The 17,701-nt window shown below is 67.4% G+C and carries 15 protein-coding genes; 5 read left to right on the top strand and 10 right to left on the bottom strand.

Annotated elements, in window-relative coordinates:
- Positions 1–119: 119 nt before the first annotated feature.
- Complete coding sequence (locus ACIQF4_RS16135; RefSeq protein ID WP_400516852.1) at positions 120–1,505, bottom strand: class I SAM-dependent RNA methyltransferase; 1,386 nt, start codon at positions 1,503–1,505, stop codon at positions 120–122.
- The gene (locus tag ACIQF4_RS16130; protein ID WP_400516851.1) at positions 1,502–3,478 is read right to left on the bottom strand and encodes an APC family permease; all 1,977 of its coding nucleotides are present in this window, start codon (positions 3,476–3,478) and stop codon (positions 1,502–1,504) included. Before ACIQF4_RS16130 ends, ACIQF4_RS16135 begins: the two co-directional genes overlap by 4 nt.
- Before the next feature lie 120 nt (positions 3,479–3,598).
- On the opposite strand from ACIQF4_RS16130, the gene ACIQF4_RS16125 reads away from it, so the two are divergent.
- Complete coding sequence (locus tag ACIQF4_RS16125) at positions 3,599–4,273, top strand: TrkA family potassium uptake protein (RefSeq protein WP_350002247.1); 675 nt, start codon at positions 3,599–3,601, stop codon at positions 4,271–4,273.
- Positions 4,270–5,013: a TrkA family potassium uptake protein gene (locus ACIQF4_RS16120; RefSeq protein WP_350002246.1), complete on the top strand. Its 744-nt coding sequence runs from the start codon at positions 4,270–4,272 to the stop codon at positions 5,011–5,013. Before ACIQF4_RS16125 ends, ACIQF4_RS16120 begins: the two co-directional genes overlap by 4 nt.
- Here ACIQF4_RS16120 and ACIQF4_RS16115 read toward each other — a convergent pair.
- The 4 genes from ACIQF4_RS16115 to dut form a co-directional block, all read right to left on the bottom strand.
- A complete protein-coding gene (locus ACIQF4_RS16115) occupies positions 5,010–5,789 on the bottom strand; it encodes a DUF3159 domain-containing protein (protein WP_350002245.1) in 780 nt (259 codons plus the stop codon). The genes ACIQF4_RS16120 and ACIQF4_RS16115 overlap by 4 nt on opposite strands.
- Positions 5,786–6,145 (bottom strand): hypothetical protein, encoded by a 360-nt coding sequence (locus ACIQF4_RS16110; protein WP_350002244.1) that lies wholly within the window; start codon positions 6,143–6,145, stop codon positions 5,786–5,788. The genes ACIQF4_RS16115 and ACIQF4_RS16110 overlap by 4 nt, the downstream gene beginning before the upstream one ends.
- A complete protein-coding gene (locus tag ACIQF4_RS16105; protein ID WP_350002243.1) occupies positions 6,138–6,866 on the bottom strand; it encodes a DUF3710 domain-containing protein in 729 nt (242 codons plus the stop codon). Before ACIQF4_RS16105 ends, ACIQF4_RS16110 begins: the two co-directional genes overlap by 8 nt.
- A gap of 108 nt (positions 6,867–6,974) precedes the next feature.
- The gene (gene dut / locus ACIQF4_RS16100; RefSeq protein ID WP_350002242.1) at positions 6,975–7,505 is read right to left on the bottom strand and encodes a dUTP diphosphatase; all 531 of its coding nucleotides are present in this window, start codon (positions 7,503–7,505) and stop codon (positions 6,975–6,977) included.
- Positions 7,506–7,621: 116 nt separating this feature from the next.
- On the opposite strand from dut, the gene ACIQF4_RS16095 reads away from it, so the two are divergent.
- Together ACIQF4_RS16095 and sepH are read left to right on the top strand one after the other, a co-directional pair.
- Complete coding sequence (locus ACIQF4_RS16095; protein WP_350002241.1) at positions 7,622–8,110, top strand: DUF3093 domain-containing protein; 489 nt, start codon at positions 7,622–7,624, stop codon at positions 8,108–8,110.
- A gap of 124 nt (positions 8,111–8,234) precedes the next feature.
- On the top strand, positions 8,235–9,572 hold the full coding sequence (sepH, locus tag ACIQF4_RS16090) for a septation protein SepH (RefSeq protein WP_350002240.1): 1,338 nt from the start codon (positions 8,235–8,237) through the stop codon (positions 9,570–9,572).
- 39 nt (positions 9,573–9,611) lie between these two features.
- Here the strand turns inward: sepH and ACIQF4_RS16085 are convergent, their stop codons facing one another.
- Genes ACIQF4_RS16085 through ACIQF4_RS16070 form a run of 4 tightly spaced genes read right to left on the bottom strand, consistent with a single transcriptional unit; the run spans position 9,612 to position 15,091 of the window.
- Positions 9,612–10,337, bottom strand: a complete 726-nt coding sequence (locus ACIQF4_RS16085) for a thymidine kinase (RefSeq protein ID WP_350002239.1) — start codon at positions 10,335–10,337, stop codon at positions 9,612–9,614.
- Complete coding sequence (locus ACIQF4_RS16080) at positions 10,330–11,622, bottom strand: nucleotide pyrophosphatase/phosphodiesterase family protein (RefSeq protein WP_350002238.1); 1,293 nt, start codon at positions 11,620–11,622, stop codon at positions 10,330–10,332. The genes ACIQF4_RS16085 and ACIQF4_RS16080 overlap by 8 nt, the downstream gene beginning before the upstream one ends.
- 1 nt (position 11,623) lies before the next feature.
- On the bottom strand, positions 11,624–12,364 hold the full coding sequence (locus ACIQF4_RS16075; protein ID WP_400516846.1) for a DUF5998 family protein: 741 nt from the start codon (positions 12,362–12,364) through the stop codon (positions 11,624–11,626).
- A gap of 42 nt (positions 12,365–12,406) precedes the next feature.
- A complete protein-coding gene (locus ACIQF4_RS16070) occupies positions 12,407–15,091 on the bottom strand; it encodes a GNAT family N-acetyltransferase (protein ID WP_350002236.1) in 2,685 nt (894 codons plus the stop codon).
- Positions 15,092–15,180: 89 nt separating this feature from the next.
- Here ACIQF4_RS16070 and ACIQF4_RS16065 point away from each other — a divergent pair, with 89 nt between their 5' ends.
- Positions 15,181–17,697: a DNA topoisomerase (ATP-hydrolyzing) subunit A gene (locus tag ACIQF4_RS16065; protein ID WP_400516844.1), complete on the top strand. Its 2,517-nt coding sequence runs from the start codon at positions 15,181–15,183 to the stop codon at positions 17,695–17,697.
- The last annotated feature ends 4 nt before the right edge of the window (positions 17,698–17,701 follow it).

Below are 17,701 nucleotides of genomic sequence, written 5' to 3'. Positions count from 1 at the left end.
GAAGCCCTAATTAGTTTCGGGCCCGAAATTGCACACGGCCGGCCGTGATTACGGAGCGCGACGTGGGACTACTACGGCCATCGTAGTCGAAAACCCGGGTGGCATCATGGACGGTTTCCTCAGTCGCGCGGCGTAAGCAGGGCCACTGTCTCCAGGTGGTGGGTGTGGGGATACAGATCGAAGGCCCGGAGTCCTGACACGTCCCACCCGGCCTGGCGGAAGTACCCCACGTCCCGCGCGAACGACGCCGGATCGCAGGACACGTAGGCAATGGCGCGCGGCTGCGCATCGACCAGCTGCCGGACCACGGCCTTTCCCGCACCGGCACGGGGCGGATCAAGGATCAGCGCGTCGAAATTCCGCGGTTTCTGGCGGAGGACCCGCTCCACCCTGCCCTGGACGATCTCCACCTGGGGCGCTGCGTGCAGGTTCTTGCGCGCGTCCCGGCTGGTTCCGGCGGCCCCCTCCACCGACAGGACGGAGCCGGTCTCCCCCACGGCGTCCGCCAGGACGGCTGTGAACAATCCTGCTCCCGCGTAGAGGTCTGCCACCACCGCGCCGGCGTGGAGGAAGCCGCCGTCCTGGAGGAATTTTGTGACGCCCCCCACAAGGGCTCCGGGCGCGTCGCGGTGGATCTGCCAGAACCCGGCGCCGGTCACCCGGTAGTCATGGCCGGCCGCTGTTTCCTGCACCCACGTGCGGCCACGCAGCTGCTGCACGGCTTCGGTCTCGGGGTCGAAAGAGGCTACAGACACTTCGCCTGGCAGTTGTGCTGCGACGGCGTTGAGCCGCTTGGGCTTGGTCCCCGGGGCCGGCGCCAGGAGCACCAGCGGACGTGAACCGCTGGCGGGGGCTGCCACTTCCACCCGGTCGATGCCCTGCAGGTCGATGTCCCAAAGGCGCAGGGCATTAATGGCATCAACAGCCAGCGGCATTTCCCTGACGGGCACGATGTGGGTGGAGCGGTGTGCGTGCATTCCCAGCTTCCCGCCCGGGGTGACCGAGAAGCTGGCGCGCGTCCGCCACCCGAGGCCGTCCCCGCCGTCGGAAGCTCCACCCACAGCCTCCACGCTGTCGCCGGCCCAACCGGGAACCTGTTCGACGCCGGCCAGGCGCCTGAGCTGTTCAGCCAGCACCTCTGCCTTCAGGGCCCGCTGCCGGGCAAGGGAAATGTGCCCGAATTCCGCCCCGCCCACCGGCGGATGCCCGTGGCCCCACGCCCGCAGCGAATCGGCCGCATGCCAGAAGTGGTCCACGCGGTCCGGGGAGGCTTCCAGGACCTCAACCACATCCGCCCGCCAGAACTTGGCCTTTTCCCCGGCGTCCGTCAGCCGTACCCGCACCTTCTCGCCGGGTATGCCGTGCCGGACGAAAATAACCCGTCCCTCGTGCCTGGCGACGCAGTGGCCGCCATGGGCCACCGGGCCGACGTCGAGCACTATCTCAGTGCCCAACGCTCCCGCCGGGGCCTGGTGGCTGGTTTGCAACTGGGTCTTCGCGCTCATTGGACGTCCTGCAGGTTCTTGGCTTCTTCGGATGATTTCAGCTGCCAGGGAACGCTCGCCACCATGACGCCTGGTTCAAAGTGCAGCCGGGTCTTGATGCGGAGGGCTGTCTGGTTGTGGACCAGTTGTTCCCACCATTTGCCCACCACGTATTCGGGGATGTACACAACGATCAGGTCCCGTGGCGAGTCCCGCCGCATCTGCTTGACGTACTCCATGATGGGCGTGACAGTCTCGCGGTAGGGGCTCGCCAGTACCGTCAGCGGCACGGGAATCTCCAGCTTTTCCCAGTCAGCCACGGTCTGTGCGGTCTCCTCGGTATCGATGTCCACCGTCACCGCATCGAGCCGGGAGGGCCGGGACGCCCTGGCGTAGGCCAGTGCCCGCAACACGGGCTTGCGGACATGGGACACCAGCAGGACAGCGTGCACCCGGGTGGGAAGGGCCCGCGGGGAGGAATCCTCATCCACTGCCAGTTCCCTGGCCACATTGTCGTAGTGGGCCCTGATGCTCCACATGATCAGGAACAGGATGACCATGGCGAGCAGGGCGATCCAGGCGCCCTGTTCGAACTTGGTCACCAGGACGATGACGAGGACCGTGGCGGTCATGCCGAAGCCAATACTGTTGATGATCCGTGACTTGAACATCCGGCGGCGGACGGCTTTGTCCCTGGCCAGCTTGAGCTGGCGTCCCCAGTGCCGGATCATTCCCAGCTGGCTGGCCGTGAAGGAGATGAACACGCCCACGATGTAAAGCTGGATGAGCTTGGTGACGTCCGCGTTGAACGCCAGGATGAGCACCAGCGCACCCGCGGCGAGGGCCAGGACACCGTTGCTGAAGGCCAGCCGGTCACCCCTGGTCCGCAGCTGGCGGGGAAGGTATCCGTCCTGGGCGAGGATCGAGCCGAGCACGGGGAAGCCGTTGAAGGCCGTGTTGGCCGCGAAGACAAGGATGACGCCTGTTGCGGCCACCACGATATAGAACGGTATGGATCCCGGTCCGAAGATGGTGTGGGCGATCTGGCTGATGGCCGGTGTCTGGATATACCCCTCGGGGAGTGGGCTGCCATTGAGCAGGAACTCCGTGGCGGGGTCTAGGACGATGTGTACCTTGGTGGCATTGGCCAGGTACATGATGCCCGCCAGCATGGTGGCGCCGATAACGCCCAGCAGCAGCAGGGTGGTGGCCGCGTTCTTGCTTTTCGGGGGCCGGAAGTTGGGCACGCCGTTACTGATGGCTTCGACGCCGGTCAGCGCCGCGGCGCCTGATGAGAACGCGCGCAGCAGCAGGAAGGCCCCGGCGAGCCCTACCAACCCTTCGTCGAACCCGGGGGCGGGGACGATCGTGAACGCGGCGGAGGGCGCCTCCCCCAGCTGTCCGGTGGCCGCCTGGAAGATGCCCACGGCCGTCATGCCCAGGATGGAAACCATGAAGAGGTAGGTGGGAAGGGCAAACATCGTGCCTGCCTCTTTCACTCCGCGCAGGTTCACCAGTGCGAGGACGGCGACGCCGACGGCGGCAATGGCCGCATGGTTGCCGTGCAGGGACGGGACGGCGGTGGTGAGGTACGTGGCGGCCGAGGAGATGGAGACTGCAACAGTCAGGACGTAGTCCACCAGCAGCGCTGAAGCAACGGTGAGGCCGGCGTACTTGCCAAGGTTTTCGCCGGCAATCTCGTAGTCGCCGCCGCCCGAGGGGTAGGCGTGGACGTTTTGCCGGTACGAAGCCACAACGGTGAGCAGGACCACCATGACCGCCAGGCCCACCCAGGGCGAGAACGCCACGGCGCTGACGCCCGCCAGCGCCAAGGTGAGCAGGATCTCGTCGGGTGCGTACGCCACGGACGAGAGGGCGTCGGAGGCGAAGACGGGAAGTGCGATCCGCTTGGGAAGCAGCGTGTGGGCCAGCCGGTCATTTCGGAATGGCCGGCCCACCAGCACACGCTTGGCGGCGTTCAATATTGTCAGCACCCCACAAAGCTAGTCTGATTCCCGGACTATGTCATGACGGGCGCCGGACGGCTGCAGCCCGGATGCTGGCGGTAGAGTTCTAGCAGCAGGACCTTGACAGGATTACAGAGGAGAAACACCGTGGCGCATTTCGTGATCATGGGATGTGGCCGGGTGGGGGCGACGCTGGCGCACACGCTGGAGGACGCCGGGCATTCTGTGGCCATCATCGACCAGGACGACCGCGCCTTCCGCCGGCTCCGGCAAGGGTTCACCGGCCGCAAGGTCACCGGCGTCGGCTTCGACCGTGACACCATGAAGCAGGCTGGGGTCTCTGAGGCGTACGCATTCGCGGCGGTGTCCAGCGGTGACAACTCCAACATCCTCGCCACCCGCGTGGCCCGGGAAACGTTCCACGTCCCCCATGTGGTGGCCCGGATCTACGATCCCGGCCGTGCGGAGATCTACCAGCGCCTGGGCATTCCCACTGTGGCGGCGGTCCGGTGGAGCGCGGACCAGGTGCTCCGGCGCATCCTGCCCGAACAGCACCTCGCCGGTGATTTCCGCGAACCCTCGGGCCGCCTGGTACTGGCCGAACTCGACCTCGACCCCGGATGGATCGGGCAACCGGTCAGCAGCATCGAAAAAGCCGCGGACATCCGGATCGCCTACCTCACCCGCTTCGGTGAGGGAATCCTGCCGGCCGCGGGCACCGCGTACCAGGACGGTGACACCGTGCACGCCATGCTCCAGGTGGACCGCAGCTCGCGGGTCGCCCAGATCCTGGCCAAAGCCCCTGCCAAGGAGTCCCAGTGAAAGTCGTGATCGTTGGCGCGGGAAGCGTCGGATCGTCCATCGCCAGGGAACTGCTGGCGCACAAACACGAGATCCTCCTGATCGACCTCAAACCGGAAGTGATCGGACGGAGCGGCCTCCGTGGGGCGCACTGGCTGGTGGGCGACGCCTGCGAACTGAGCACCCTCCAGGGAGCCAGGGTTGAAGACGCGGACGTCGTGGTGTCCGCCACCGGTGACGACAAGGTAAACCTGGTGGTCTCACTGCTGGCCAAGACCGAGTTTGGGGTGGGCCGCACAGTGGGGCGGGTCAACAACCCCAAGAATGACTGGATGTTCAACGATTCCTGGGGAGTGGACGTTGCGGTCAACACCCCGCAGCTCATGACCGCCCTGGTGGAGGAAGCCGTGGAGATCGGCGACCTTGTCCGGCTCCTCACGCTCCAGACCGGGGTGTCCTCACTGGTGGAGTTCACCGTTCCGCACGATTCCCACGTTATCGGCAGCACCGTGGGCGAGATCCGGTGGCCGGAGGACTCCACGCTGGTGGCCATCCTTCGGGACCACGCCCCCATCACGCCCAGCCGCGATGACGTGATCGACGGCGGGGACGAGCTGTTCTTCGTGACAACTATCGCCGCGGAGGACGACCTGCGCGCACTGCTCTCTCCAGACTCCTCGGAACCGCCGCAGCCCCGGCCCGCCGACGACGCCGGCCACCTGGAGCAGCAGGGCCCGGAGGACGACGGCTTCGACGGCTAGTTTCCGGCAGCCTTGGTGTGCTCCGGCCCGGACCCTGCCGGGGCCGGGCGGGTGACGAGCCAGGCGATCCAGACACCGAGGATGTAGAGCGGCGCACCCATGATGAGCCGGGTGGTGGCCAGGGCGGCCAGCCCGTCCGGACCCATGAGGTAAAGCGGAACCTGCACCACGAGCCGGAGGGCAAGGACTGCGACGATGATCCAGGTGCCCAGCTGGTACGCCTTGACCCGCGCCGGGTCCTTGCGCCAGTCGAGGCCCTCGTTCCGGATGAATCCGAAGAGCAGGCCCGCTACCGGCCACTTAAGGAAGATGGAGAGCACCATCGCCAGGATGTAACCGGCATTGGTGAAGAAGCCGGGCAGGTAGAAGTCCTCCGCTTTACCGGTGGTGTTGGCGAGCCAGGCGGAAATGCCCACGCCCACCACACCGGCGAGTGCCTGCGTCAGCGGCTTGCGCTGGACCAGCCGGACTACTGTGAAGACTGCTGCGGACGCAAGTGCCGCCACGAGGGACAACGTGAGTTCCCGGGTAACGGTGAACGCCACCAGGAAGACCAGCCCGGGGGCGATGCTCTCGGCAATGCCCTGGACCCCGCCGGCGCTTCGGAGGACGTCCACCCGGCCGTCGTGGGTGCGGTGCAGTCCGGCCTTGGCAGCATATTCCGCTGCAAGGCCCGCCATGGGAGACGGCTCCTGGCCAGGGGCCGGCTTGCCTGCGTGGCCTGGAGAATCCGGGCCCTGCGATCCGGCGGACGGGTCGGGCTGGGGCGAGGTCATTCGTCCTCCTGGCGGGACAGTATTTCGTAGCGTGGGTTGAACATGGTGGGCAGTCCGTTGTTCAGGGACAGCATTCCTTCCAGCCGGATCTGCGCGCCGGCTTCTATGCCCGGCACGCGCCGGCGTCCCAGCCACACAACCCGGAGCCTCCCGCGCCGTCCACCGGCCCGGGCGGCAAGCCTTCCCGGTTCGGCGTCGGACACCATGGCGCTGAAGGCGGCAGCCTGGTCCGCCGGGAGGAAAGTCACCGATTCGACGCGCCCCTGGCAGGTGACCCGGCCCTTGTCAGGAAGCTGGCTGATGGGAAGCGCGCCGCCGTGGCTTCGGGGCTCGCCCTCCGGTGCAGAATCAGCCAATCTGTGTGGTTTCCGGACCACGTTCCGGTTCCTGCAGCGAGGAGGCCGCCGGCGGGGTGGCGGAAGGCGGCGGGGTGGCGGCTGCGTCCTTGGGCAGGCGGAGCTGCAGCAGGTCCCGGGGCGGCATGGGACTGCCGCCGCGGATCACCACAACCTGCCTGAAAAGGGCTTCGAGCGGCTCGGCAGCCGATCGTTCCAGGGCTGCCGGACCGCCCAGCACGCCGCGGAGGAACCAGCGGGGGCCGTCGACGCCCACAAAGCGCGCCACCCGGTAGCCCTGGCTGCCGTCGGGCAGTCCGGCCGGGAGTTTCGCTACGAGTTCCGTCCCGAAGCCGCCGTCGACTTCCTCGACCTGGCCGCCCTGCGCCCCGACGGACTGGCCGATCTGCTCCCGGATTTCATCCCACAGCCCTTCGGTCTTGGGGGCGGCGAATGCCTGCAGCTGCAGGCTCGATCCGTTGAGGTCCAAGGTAACGGCCACTACGCGCTGGGTGGCTTCTTCCACCTCGAGCCGCAGCTGCAGGCCCTCGCTGGGTGCGATCAGCAGCGCGCCAAGGTCCACGTAGCCGTCGCGGCTGCTGATCTCGGATTCATCAAACGGTCCGTTGGCGCGGACGCCGGAGCCGGCCTCCACGTCCTCGGGGGACTCCGCGGTGGTCAGGGAACCATCCGGTGCGGATGCTTCTTCCTTCTTGGCTTTCCTGCCGAGCCCAAAGACCATGAGGGTGTCTCCTTAGTTATGAATTGTGCCGGTCCGGGCCTCAGGGGGTCCCGCCGTCGTGCTTTGCCGCTGCCGGCAGCAAGCTGCCGGAACGGAAAATGTTTTGCCTCAGGCCCCAGGCCGCTTGAAACCGCCGGTCGATCCGAATCCCCCGGTACCGCGCACGGATCCGCTCAAGTCGTTGACGGGGATGAACTGCGCGTATTCCACGCGCTGGATGACCATCTGGGCAATTCTATCGCCGCGGTGCAGCTCAATGGCCTCGGTGGTGTCGGTGTTCAGGAGCGTGACTGCTATTTCCCCACGGTACCCGGCGTCCACAGTTCCAGGGGCGTTGACGATGGTCAGCCCGTGTTTGGTGGCCAGCCCTGAGCGTGGGTGGATAAGGGCCACGAACCCTTCAGGCAGGGCGATTGCCACTCCGGTGGGCACGAGCTTGCGCTCCCCCGGCTGCAGGACAACGTCTTCCCTGGCGCGAAGGTCAGCGCCGGCGTCGCCCGGGTGCGCGTAGGACGGCGCTTCCAGGCCAGGGTCCAGCATCTTCAGCTGGACCTGCAGGGTAGGGGCTGAGGCAAGGGGCGCATCCCCGGCAGGGTGAGCCGCGGGAAAGGTGTCTACTGCTGCGGATTGATCAGTCACAGTCACTCACTCTAACCCGCGCCCGCGGATGGAGCCTAGGCCGCGTCCGACTGCCGACGGCGTGCAGTCGGCGCCGCCGGGATGAAATAGCCACGGAAAGGTGGAAAGCTTGGTCCATGCCCGAATCCAGCTCAGCCGCGCCCGTTCCCAGCACACCCTCCGCAGAGGCTGCCGTGATCTATCGCGAGAAGTTGTGGCCGAACGCGTGGATCTGGATCATCGCCGCAGGCGTTTCCGGCGCGGGAATCCTGGTATTCGCTCCCATCAGCGCGGCCGCCGGGTACACGGCTGCAGTGGTGCTCTTTGCCATCATCGCCGTACTCCTGGTCGTTTCCACCCCGAGCATCGTTGTTACCCACAAAACACTCACGGTGGGGCGGGCCACCATCGAGCGCCGCTACGTGGGCGCCGCCCAGCCGTTCCGCGGCCAGGAAGCGACGGCGGAACGCGGCACACGGCTGAACGGGCTGGCCTACCTCTGCATCCGGGGCTGGATCGATCCGGTGGTCAAGGTCGAGATCACGGATCCCTCAGACCCGACGCCGTACTGGCTGGCCTCCACCCGCCGCCCGGATGAGCTGACCGCAGCCCTCACGCGGCAGTAGCCTTTGGCGCCTCCATTCGGACGGATGTCCCGGAATATCGCGGCGCGCCCTGTCCCTTGAGCCAAAACACGGCCCCCGGATGGCAAAGTTTCGAGTGATAGTAATGCCAGGGTGGAGGATTTGTATGCAGGATCTACGGCTTGTAGGCGTACACGACGACGGGACTCACCTCCTGTTGAGCGGGGCCGGCGGCGAGATGTTCCAGCTGCCGATCGATGAAGCGCTGAGGACGGCAAGCAGGTCTGCGGTTAAGCCGCGGGTCGAGCGGCCTGCCATTCCCATGTCCCCGCGGGACATCCAGGCCCGGATCAGGGCAGGGGCCACGGCGGCGGACGTTGCCGAGGCTTCCGGGTTGCCGCTGGCCAAGGTTGAACGGTACGAGGGCCCGGTCCTTGCGGAACGGGAATACGTTGCCCAGCAGGCCCGCAAGGTGGAAGTGGCAGCCCCCTCGCCCGGACACGACATCTACCGCTCGGCATTTGGCGACAACCCGGCGACGCTGAACGACATGGTGGCCCACCGTCTTTCTGCGCATGGCATCGACCCCGCTTCCGTGGAGTGGGATTCCTGGCGCCGCCAGGACGGAACCTGGACCGTGTCTGCCATGTTCGAGACGAAGAACGGCGGCGCTCCGGGCATCGGCGAGGAGCCGCCGGCGCTGTGGACGTTCAACCCCGCCCGGAAGGCCCTGCACAATGCCACCCGCTGGGCACAGCAGCTCAGTGAGCTGGAGCCTTTGGACGGTCCGGTTCCGGCCCGCAGGTTGTCCGCCGTTTCGGACCGGCCCTTCGATTTTGAGACTGATGCCGACTCCGCTCCCGGGAACCAGGGCGGCACCCCCGGCCAGGCAGCCGCCAAGGACAAGGAATCCGACGGCCTCCTGGACATGCTGCGCTCGCGCCGGGGCCAGCGGCTTGGAGTGGATGAGGATTCCGACGACGCCCTGGCGCTGCTCCTGACGAACGGTGTGCCTGCCGCCCACCCCCGGCCCTCTGAGGTGACCCCCGAAGCGGAAGAACAGGCCGCTGGCACCGAGCCGGACCGCACCGACGCTCCTGCCGCCCAGGGCGATTCCTTCGTCCGGCGGCGGGATGCCCGGCCGTCCATGCTGTCCAGGCTCAGCCTCCTGCCTCCGCAGCACGAGCCCGCCGACGAAAACCTGCGGCTGCATAACGGTGTCAGCACCGATACCCGGGAGATCACCATTGTGGCCTCACCGCAGCGGGCCACCGGCCCGGCGGATGCGGCGCACGGCAACGGCAACGGCAACGGCACGTCGGGTGGTGCGGGACTGGACGAGTTGTTGGGCGGCACCCCGAAGCGCCCGGCCCGGAACGATGATTCCTCCCCCACCACCGGGCAGCTGCCTGAGGCTGGGGCTCCCGAGCGGCAGCCGGCCAGGCCTAAGCGCTCCAGCGTTCCGTCCTGGGACGAAATCGTCTTCGGTACCCGCGGAGACTGACTCCCCGGGACAGCGCCGGGGGCAGCCCGGAACCGGGCCTTAGGCGTCGGCGCCGTTACCGCCGGTGCCGCGCCAGAGGCAGGCGTCCACCTCGAACGGCAGCAGCTGGTCCTGTTCGGCCATAAGGTTGGCGCCGTGCGCCGTAACGCGGCGCATGAAGTGGCGGCGACACAGTGTCTCGTATCCCACAACGGGGATGTAACCTGCCGCCGTGGCAGCCGGTCCGTCAACTGCCATGTCCACGTCCCCCACCACAACCTGCGCACCCTCGGTAACCATCACGCCGTCCACCGTGCGCGCATTGTGCGTTGCCCGGCGGCCGCACCAGCACAGGGCCTCCACCTGCAGGACCTGCACCCGGTCCGCGAGTTCGATCAGGCGCTGGGAGCCGGGGAACAGCCGGGTCCGGAAGTCAGCGGTGATGCCAAAGGCAAAGACGTCCACATCGATTTCGTCCACGACCTTCGCCAGCTGCTCCACCTGCTCAGGCGTGTAGAACTGCGCTTCATCGCAGATCAGGTAGTCCACGCGCTGGCCCTGGGTGCGCCGCCGCATGACTTCCTCCCAGAAGTCCGTCCCGTCCACCACTTCCACGGCGTCAGTTTCCAGTCCAAGGCGGCTGGAGATACGGGACTCCCCTGCGCGGTCGTTGCGGCTGAAGCGGACGCCGCCCCGGCCCCGGACCCGGTGGTTGTGGTCCATTTGCAGCGCGAGCGTGGACTTTCCGCAGTCCATGGTGCCGGAGAAGAAAACGAGCTCAGCCACGGCGGCCGCTCCTGCCCTCAGCGGTGAAACACAGCAGCGGAACCTCCCGCTCAGCCTTGGTCAGCGATCCGTGCTGGCCCACGACTTCCATTGCGGCGGGCCGGACACGCCTCGTGTCGTAGAGGGCCAGCTCGTCCCGGGCCGCGATCATCACGTCTCCAATCCGCCCCTCGACAGCGGGCCGGACCGGACCGAAAAGGCCCCCGGCGATGGCCTCGCCCCTGGTGAAAGCCCAGATGCGGTTGCCGAAGCGGGCGCGCCAGGCCGCGAGGAGCCGGTCCCTGGCACCGGGATCGGCCGCGTTTTCCAGGTACAGATGCACCATCCGAGGTTCGCCCGCGGTGTGCCGGACTCCTTCCACCAGCTGCGGATCCGCCGAGAAGTCGATGCGCTGCTGCTCGGGCACGTCGAGCATGCCGTGGTCCGCCGTCAGCAGGATGCTGGTGCCCGCCGGCAGGGACGCATTCAGCCGCTTCATCACGGCGTCCAGCTCCTCCAGCTGGTGTTCCCACTCCTGCGACTGGCAGCCGTACCGGTGCCCGGCCTTATCCAGCTCGTTGAGGTAGAAGTACATCAGGCCGGGACCCGGCGCGGCCAGGGCCTCGGCGGCGGCAGCGGTCCGCGCGTGGGACGTGGTGGCGGGCAGGAACGTGCCTCCGCGGAGGGCGGCGCGGGTCATGGGCGAGTCCCCGAACTGGGGAAGGCTGACGGTGGTCACTGCGGCCTGGTCGGCGGCGCGCTCCAAAACTGTGGGGAACGGCTGCCAGGCCAGGGGGTCAACGCCAGGGTCCCAGTTGCCAAGGAGGTTGACCACCTTGTCCTGTTCCGGATCCAGCACGTCGTAGCCCACCATGCCGTGCTGGCCCGGGGGCAGTCCGGTGCCGAAACTGGCCAGGGCGGCGGCGGTGGTGGAGGGGAACGCCGAGTCAAGCCATACGGGCACAGCGCCCTGGCCGGCCTGGATGACGGACCGAAGGAACGGCGTGTGGGCCGATTTCTGCTTCAGGAGGTTCCGGCCAAGACCGTCTGCGACGACGACGCACACGCGGGACGCGGCGGGAAGGCCAAGGGTGTTGGTGAACCCGTCCAGGCCAAGGCTGGCTGCGGCGCTGGACAGCACGTCCGCCACGGACCGCCGTCCATAGGCGGGAGCGGGCGGCAGGTCAGGCGCCTGTCCTGGCTGGTTGGCGGAGGCGCCGGCAGGGACAGCCGCGTCGCTGGAAGGGGCTGGTGTGAGGCTGCCGGCAGGTGGGACGTTGCTGCTTGTTCGTCGTTCGTCCGGCATCTCAGCGCTGCTGGTGCCCGCGGCTGAGCCGGTTGCCGAACACGCCGGAACGCGGCCGGGCCGGGAGTGACTGGATGTGCGGCGCCGGAGCAGCGGAGCCCGTGTTAACGGCGCGCAGTGCGCGGGCAAAAAGCTTGGCGTCCTGGACAGCTTGCAGTCCGTCCGCTTCAGCGCTGATCCGCAGGACGATGTCTTCCTGGGCAATGGTGCCGGTGTACCCGTGGTCCGCCTCGCACTGAGGATCCCCGCAGCTGGCTGGGCCCATGTCCAGCCGCTGGCCGCCGGACCATGCTATGGACAGCGTCACTTCGCGGACCGGGTCTGAGGGCTTGTAGTCCTGCGGCTGGGCGTACATGTAGCTGAGGACCACGGAGCGGATCTGCGCCACGGGCACGGACTCGGTGGAGATCTGGGCCACGATCTGTTCTCCGGCCTCATCCAACTGCTGGTCGTCCACGTGGGTGATGACCAGCATGTCAGCGGTCAGCACCAGCACGGTGATGTGGCGGCGCACCTCGGCGCGGTCGAAGTGGGTTTCCAGGTGCACCAGGTGGGCGACGCACTCGCGGCCGTCCAGTGCGTCGTCCACCACGTCAGCCACCAGGCGGGGGTAGAAACCCGCTTTCTGGAGCGCACCGTCCAGGCTTTGGCCCTCGGCGCTGTGGCTGTGTGAGCTGTGGCGGACTGCCTGGTTTTCATTGCCGGGCGTTTCGGGCGCCGACGCGGGAGGCTGTGAGCTCATTACCCCATTTTCACAGATCGGCCCTCCACATTGCTAACCGCGTCAGCCCAGCATGGCCCGGCGGGCGCTGTCGGTGCGCTGGGCTGCGTTGCCGATCCGGACATCCGCGGCCAGGATCACCGCCCCGGACACGCCGCACAGCACCGGGTTGAATTCCACCAGCGCAATCTCAGGATGGCTGTCCTTGAGCCAGGCGAGCCTGCCGGCCAGGTCCTCAAGGGCGGCTACGTCCACTGCCGGCAGGCCCTGGTAGCCGAACAGCTTCCGGGCTGCCCGCGGCCCGCGGATGAAGTCGTGCACGTCTGCGGCGGACAGCGGCGGCACCCGGTGCGCCCAGTCGTCCAGCAGGTTGACCGCATCCCCGGCCAGGCCGAAAGAGATGACCGGCCCAAGGAGCGGGTCCTCAATGGCCCGGAAGGTACAGGCCTGCCCCACCGGCGCCATGCTCTGCACTTCCAGCGCCGGGTCACCGTAGCGGGACAGGGTCCGCCGCATCTGCAGCACGTTCAGGCGCAACGACTCGGCGTCCTGGATGTCCAGGCGGACTCCCCCGAGGTCCAGTCGGTGGCGCAGCGAGGGGTCGGTGGTTTTCAGCGCCACCGGCCAGCCCAGCATGTCCGCCGCTTCAACGGCCTGGTCCGGCGTATCGAAGCCAACGGAAGGCAGCACCGAGATGCCGTAGTGGCCCAGCAGGGAGCGCGTGGCCGCCGGGTCCAGCTGCTTGAGCTGCTCCCCTTTCACGTCACGGAGGAGGCCCTCCAGTTCAGCCCGCGCGCGCTGCGGATCGCAGCCTTCGGGCTCAACGAAGTGCCCGTGGTCGCGCGAGACCCACTCGGAGTACCGCACTACGGCCGCGAGCGCGGCCACAGCAGCGCCTGGGTTGGAGAAACAGGGAACGGTTTGCTCCGCGGACCCCACCATGCCCTCCACATAGATGGAGGGATCCAGGATTCCGGTGAAAGCGGCCACCACCGGCTTTCCGGACTTCACCGAACATTCGGCAAGCACTTCTGCAAGGTTGTCCACCGTGAGCCCGCGGGCCGGAAGCAGCGCGGCAACGGCCCCATGGACGGCATCGGACTCCAGGGCGGCGAGCAGGGACGAACGCAGGGCGGGAAGGGCGACTGACTGGCCGGCGTCGAGGTCCACTCCTGTCACCAGCCGGGCGACGCTGAGCCCATGCGACGAGGCGCTGTCTGCCACCACCTTCCCCAGGGCCTGGGAGTTGCTGAAGATGGCCAGCCCGGGCCCGGCGGGCAGCGGCTGGTTGGACACCACCTGCGCCACGTCCACAAGCTGCTCTATGGTCTCCACCCGGATGACGCCGGACTGGCGGAGCATCGCGTCAAGCGCTCCCGCAGGCGCCTGGGTGGTGCGCACGGCGTGGCCGGGCGGGAGCCGCAGCCCCATGGCATCGGACTTGGCCACAATGACCGGCTTGATGCGCGCCAGCCGCCGTGCCAGCCGGGAAAATTTACGCGGGTTGCCGATCGATTCCAGGTAGAGGCCCACGGCGGAGGTGTCGGCGTCGTCCTCCCAGTACTGCATCATGTCGTTGCCCGACACGTCCGCGCGGTTTCCGGCGGAGAGGAAGGTGGACAGGCCCAGCCGGCGCCGGCTGGAAGCGGCATAGAGGGAGACGCCGATGGCCGCTGACTGGGAGAACAACCCCAGCCCGCCGCGCAGCGGCAGTGCGGGCGCCATCGAGGCGTTGAGCGACACGGCGGGGTGCGTGTTCACGATCCCCAGGGACGCCGGTCCGATCACCCGCATCCCGTTGGCGCGTGCCTGCCGCACCAGGTCGCGCTGCCGCACCAGGCCGCGTTCGCCGTCGTCCGCGAAACCTGCCGAAGCGATCACCAGGCCCTTCACCCCTGCCGCTGCGCAGTCAGCCACGACGGCGGGCACTTCCTCGTAGGGAACGGCGACGACGGCCAGCTGCACGGGTTCCGGAACCTCCGAGAGCTTGCCGTAGGAGATCATGCCGGCCAGTTCCAATGCCTCGGGATTGATGGCATACACGGGCCCGTGGAAGCCGGCTTCGATAATGTGCTCCAGCAGCTGGTAGCCAACGGTCCCCCACTTGCGGCTCGCGCCGATCACGGCAATGGACGACGGCGTCAGCAGGTCCCGGACGCTCCTCGCCTCCGCGCGGTGTTCGCGGGATTCCATCACGGCCCGTGATTTCTCGGTGGGGTCGATGTTGAACTCCAGGCTGACCACGCCGTCGTCGAAATGCCGTTTTACGTCATAGCCGGCGTCTGAAAAGACCATCAGCATCTTGCGGTTTTCCGGCAGGACCTCGGCGCTGAAGCGGCGGATCCCGTTCTCATGGGCGGCAGCGGCAAGATGTTCGAGCAGGATGGAGCCGATTCCCCTCCCCTGGTGCGAATCGGCGATGTTGAACGCCACTTCGGCTTCCGTGGGGTCGTCCAGCCGGTCATACCGGCCAATTCCCACGATCTCACCGCCGATGGTGATGACGAACGCAACCCGGTCCCGGTAGTCCACCTCCGTGAACCGCTTGAGCTCCTTGCTGGAAAGCTTGGCCTTGAAGGCAAAGAAGCGCATGTAGATTGAATTCTGCGACTGCCCCATGTGGAATTTCTGGACGGCGTCCGCGTCCGCGGGGTGGATGGGCCGCAAATGGGCCGTTCCACCATCCCGCAGCACGACATCGGCTTCCCAATGTTCCGGATATTCGCCGTCCACGGGCTGTTCCACCATAGGCTTAGCCTAGCCAAAAACTCCCCCGGCACCGCCGCTTGCGCCCAACAAACCCATTGCACAGCTCTGCAGAAGGATTCACCAACCCCATGGCCCGCCGCCAAAGCTCAGCCCCGCCCGAAGACACCACCCCCTACACGGAAAACATCGTGGACATCGATGTCACTTCCGAAATGGAAGGTTCCTTCCTGGAGTACGCCTATTCGGTGATCTACTCCCGGGCGCTTCCGGACGCGCGCGACGGGCTCAAGCCGGTGCAGCGGCGCATCCTCTACATGATGAGCGACATGGGCCTGCGCCCGGACCGCGGCCACGTCAAAAGTGCCCGCGTGGTGGGCGAGGTCATGGGCAAGCTGCACCCGCACGGCGACACCGCCATCTACGACGCCATGGTGCGCATGGCGCAGGACTTCTCGCTGCGGCTGCCCCTGATTGACGGGCACGGCAACTTCGGATCGCTCGACGACGGCCCCGCGGCCCCCCGGTACACGGAAGCGCGGCTCGCGGCGGCCGCCCTGACGCTCACCAACCACCTCGACGAAGACGTGGTGGACTTCGTCCCCAACTATGACAACCAGCTCACCCAGCCGGACGTCCTTCCGGCCGCGTTCCCCAACCTGCTGGTCAACGGGGCCACCGGCATCGCCGTCGGCATGGCCACCAACATGGCCCCGCACAACCTGGTGGAAGTCATCTCCGCCGCGCGGCACCTGATTGCCCACCCGGACGCCACCCTGGATGACATCATGCGGTTCGTGCCGGGCCCGGACCTGCCCAGCGGGGGGCGGATCGTAGGGCTGGACGGCATCCGCGACGCCTACGCCACGGGACGTGGATCGTTCAAGACCCGGGCCAAGGTTGAGGTGGAACAGCTGTCCGCACGGCGGACCGGCCTGGTGGTCACCGAACTCCCCTACATGGTGGGCCCGGAGAAGGTCATCGAGAAGATCAAGGACGCCGTCAACTCCAAGAAGCTGACCGGCATCAGCGACATCGTGGACCTGACGGACCGCAAGCACGGCTTGCGGCTGGTCATTGAGCTCAAGAACGGTTTCAACCCGAACGCCGTCCTCCAGCAGCTGTACCGCTACTCGCCGATGGAGGACTCCTTCGGCATCAACAACGTCACCCTGGTGGACGGCCAGCCCCAGACCCTGGGCCTGGTGCAGCTGCTGTCTGTCTACGTCAACCACAGGATCGACGTTGTCCGCCGCCGGACGGTGTTCCGGCTGGGCAAGAAGAAGGACCGCCTCCACCTGGTGGAGGGCCTCCTCATCGCGATCGTGGATATCGACGAGGTCATCCAGATCATCCGCTCCTCCGATGAGGCGGCAGCGGCACGGGCCCGGCTGATGTCCATCTACGACCTCTCGGAAATCCAGGCGAACTACATCCTGGAACTCCGGCTGCGCCAGCTGACGAAGTATTCCCGGATCGAGCTGGAGAAGGAGCAGGACGAGCTGCGCCGCGAGATCGCGGAGCTCGAGGCGATCCTGGGCTCCGAGGAGCGGCTCCGGACCCTGGTGTCCGACGAACTGGGCGAGATTGCCGAGGAGCATGGAACTCCGCGGCGCACCGTCCTGCTGGAATCCGAAGCCGTGGCACCCACCGTGGCTGCCGATCTTGCCCTGGCGGCGGGGAAGAAGGGCAAGGCGGCGCCGCTCGCCCTGGAAATCGCCGACGATCCGTGCTGGGCCATCCTGACCACCTCGGGGCAGGTGGCCCGCACCAGCAACCAGGAGCCGCTGGCGGAGGCGGGCCCCCGGGCAAAACACGATGTGTTCACCTCCGTGGTCAAAACCTCGGCGCGCGGCGAGATCGCGGCGGTCACCTCGCTGGGGCGGATGCTGCGCCTTCAGGTAATGGACATGCCGGTGCTGCCGCCCATGTCCGGACTGCCCAACCTCGCAGGCGGGGTTCCGGCCAAGGACTTCCTTACCCTGCTCAAGGGGGAAACCCTGGTGGCGTTTGTGCCGCTTGACGAAGTGCTGGCCATCGGCACTTCCCAGGGTGTGGTGAAGCGGGTGCAGCCTGACTACCCCCTGAACCGGGAGGACTGGGAGGTCATAGCCCTCAAGGACAAGGACTTCGTGGTCAACGTGGTGCCGGCGGGAGCTGATGATGCCGAGCTGGTGTTCGTGACCAGCCAGGCCCAGCTGCTGAAGTACGGAGCGGCCAGCGTTCGCCCGCAGGGCCGTACGGCCGGCGGCATGGCGGGAATCAAGCTGGCGGCCGGTGACCGGGTGCTGTTCTTCGGCGCGGTCCAGCCCCAGGACGAGGCCGCAGTGGTGGTAACCATCGCCGGGACAACAGGCGCCCTTCCCGGGACTGCCCCGGGAACGGCGAAGGTCACGGCGTTCTCCGAGTACCCCGTCAAGGGACGCGCAACCGCCGGCGTGCGGGCACACCGCTTCCTGAAGGGCGAGGACACACTGCTGCTGGCCTGGGCGGGGCACGGCCCGGCCAAGGCAGCCTCAGCCGCCGGGGTTGCACGGTCCCTGCCGCAGGAGCATGGCCGGCGGGACGGCTCCGGCGTCCCGTTGTCGCAGCCGGTGGACGTGGTGGGTCCCGCCATGGCATGGCCCGATCCCGCGCAGAGCGACTGATCGG

This window comes from Pseudarthrobacter sp. NPDC092202 (assembly GCF_044755505.1).
GTDB lineage: Bacteria > Actinomycetota > Actinomycetes > Actinomycetales > Micrococcaceae > Arthrobacter.
The sequence above is the reverse complement of the archived record's forward strand: the minus strand, read 5'-3'. Positions and strand labels throughout refer to the sequence as shown.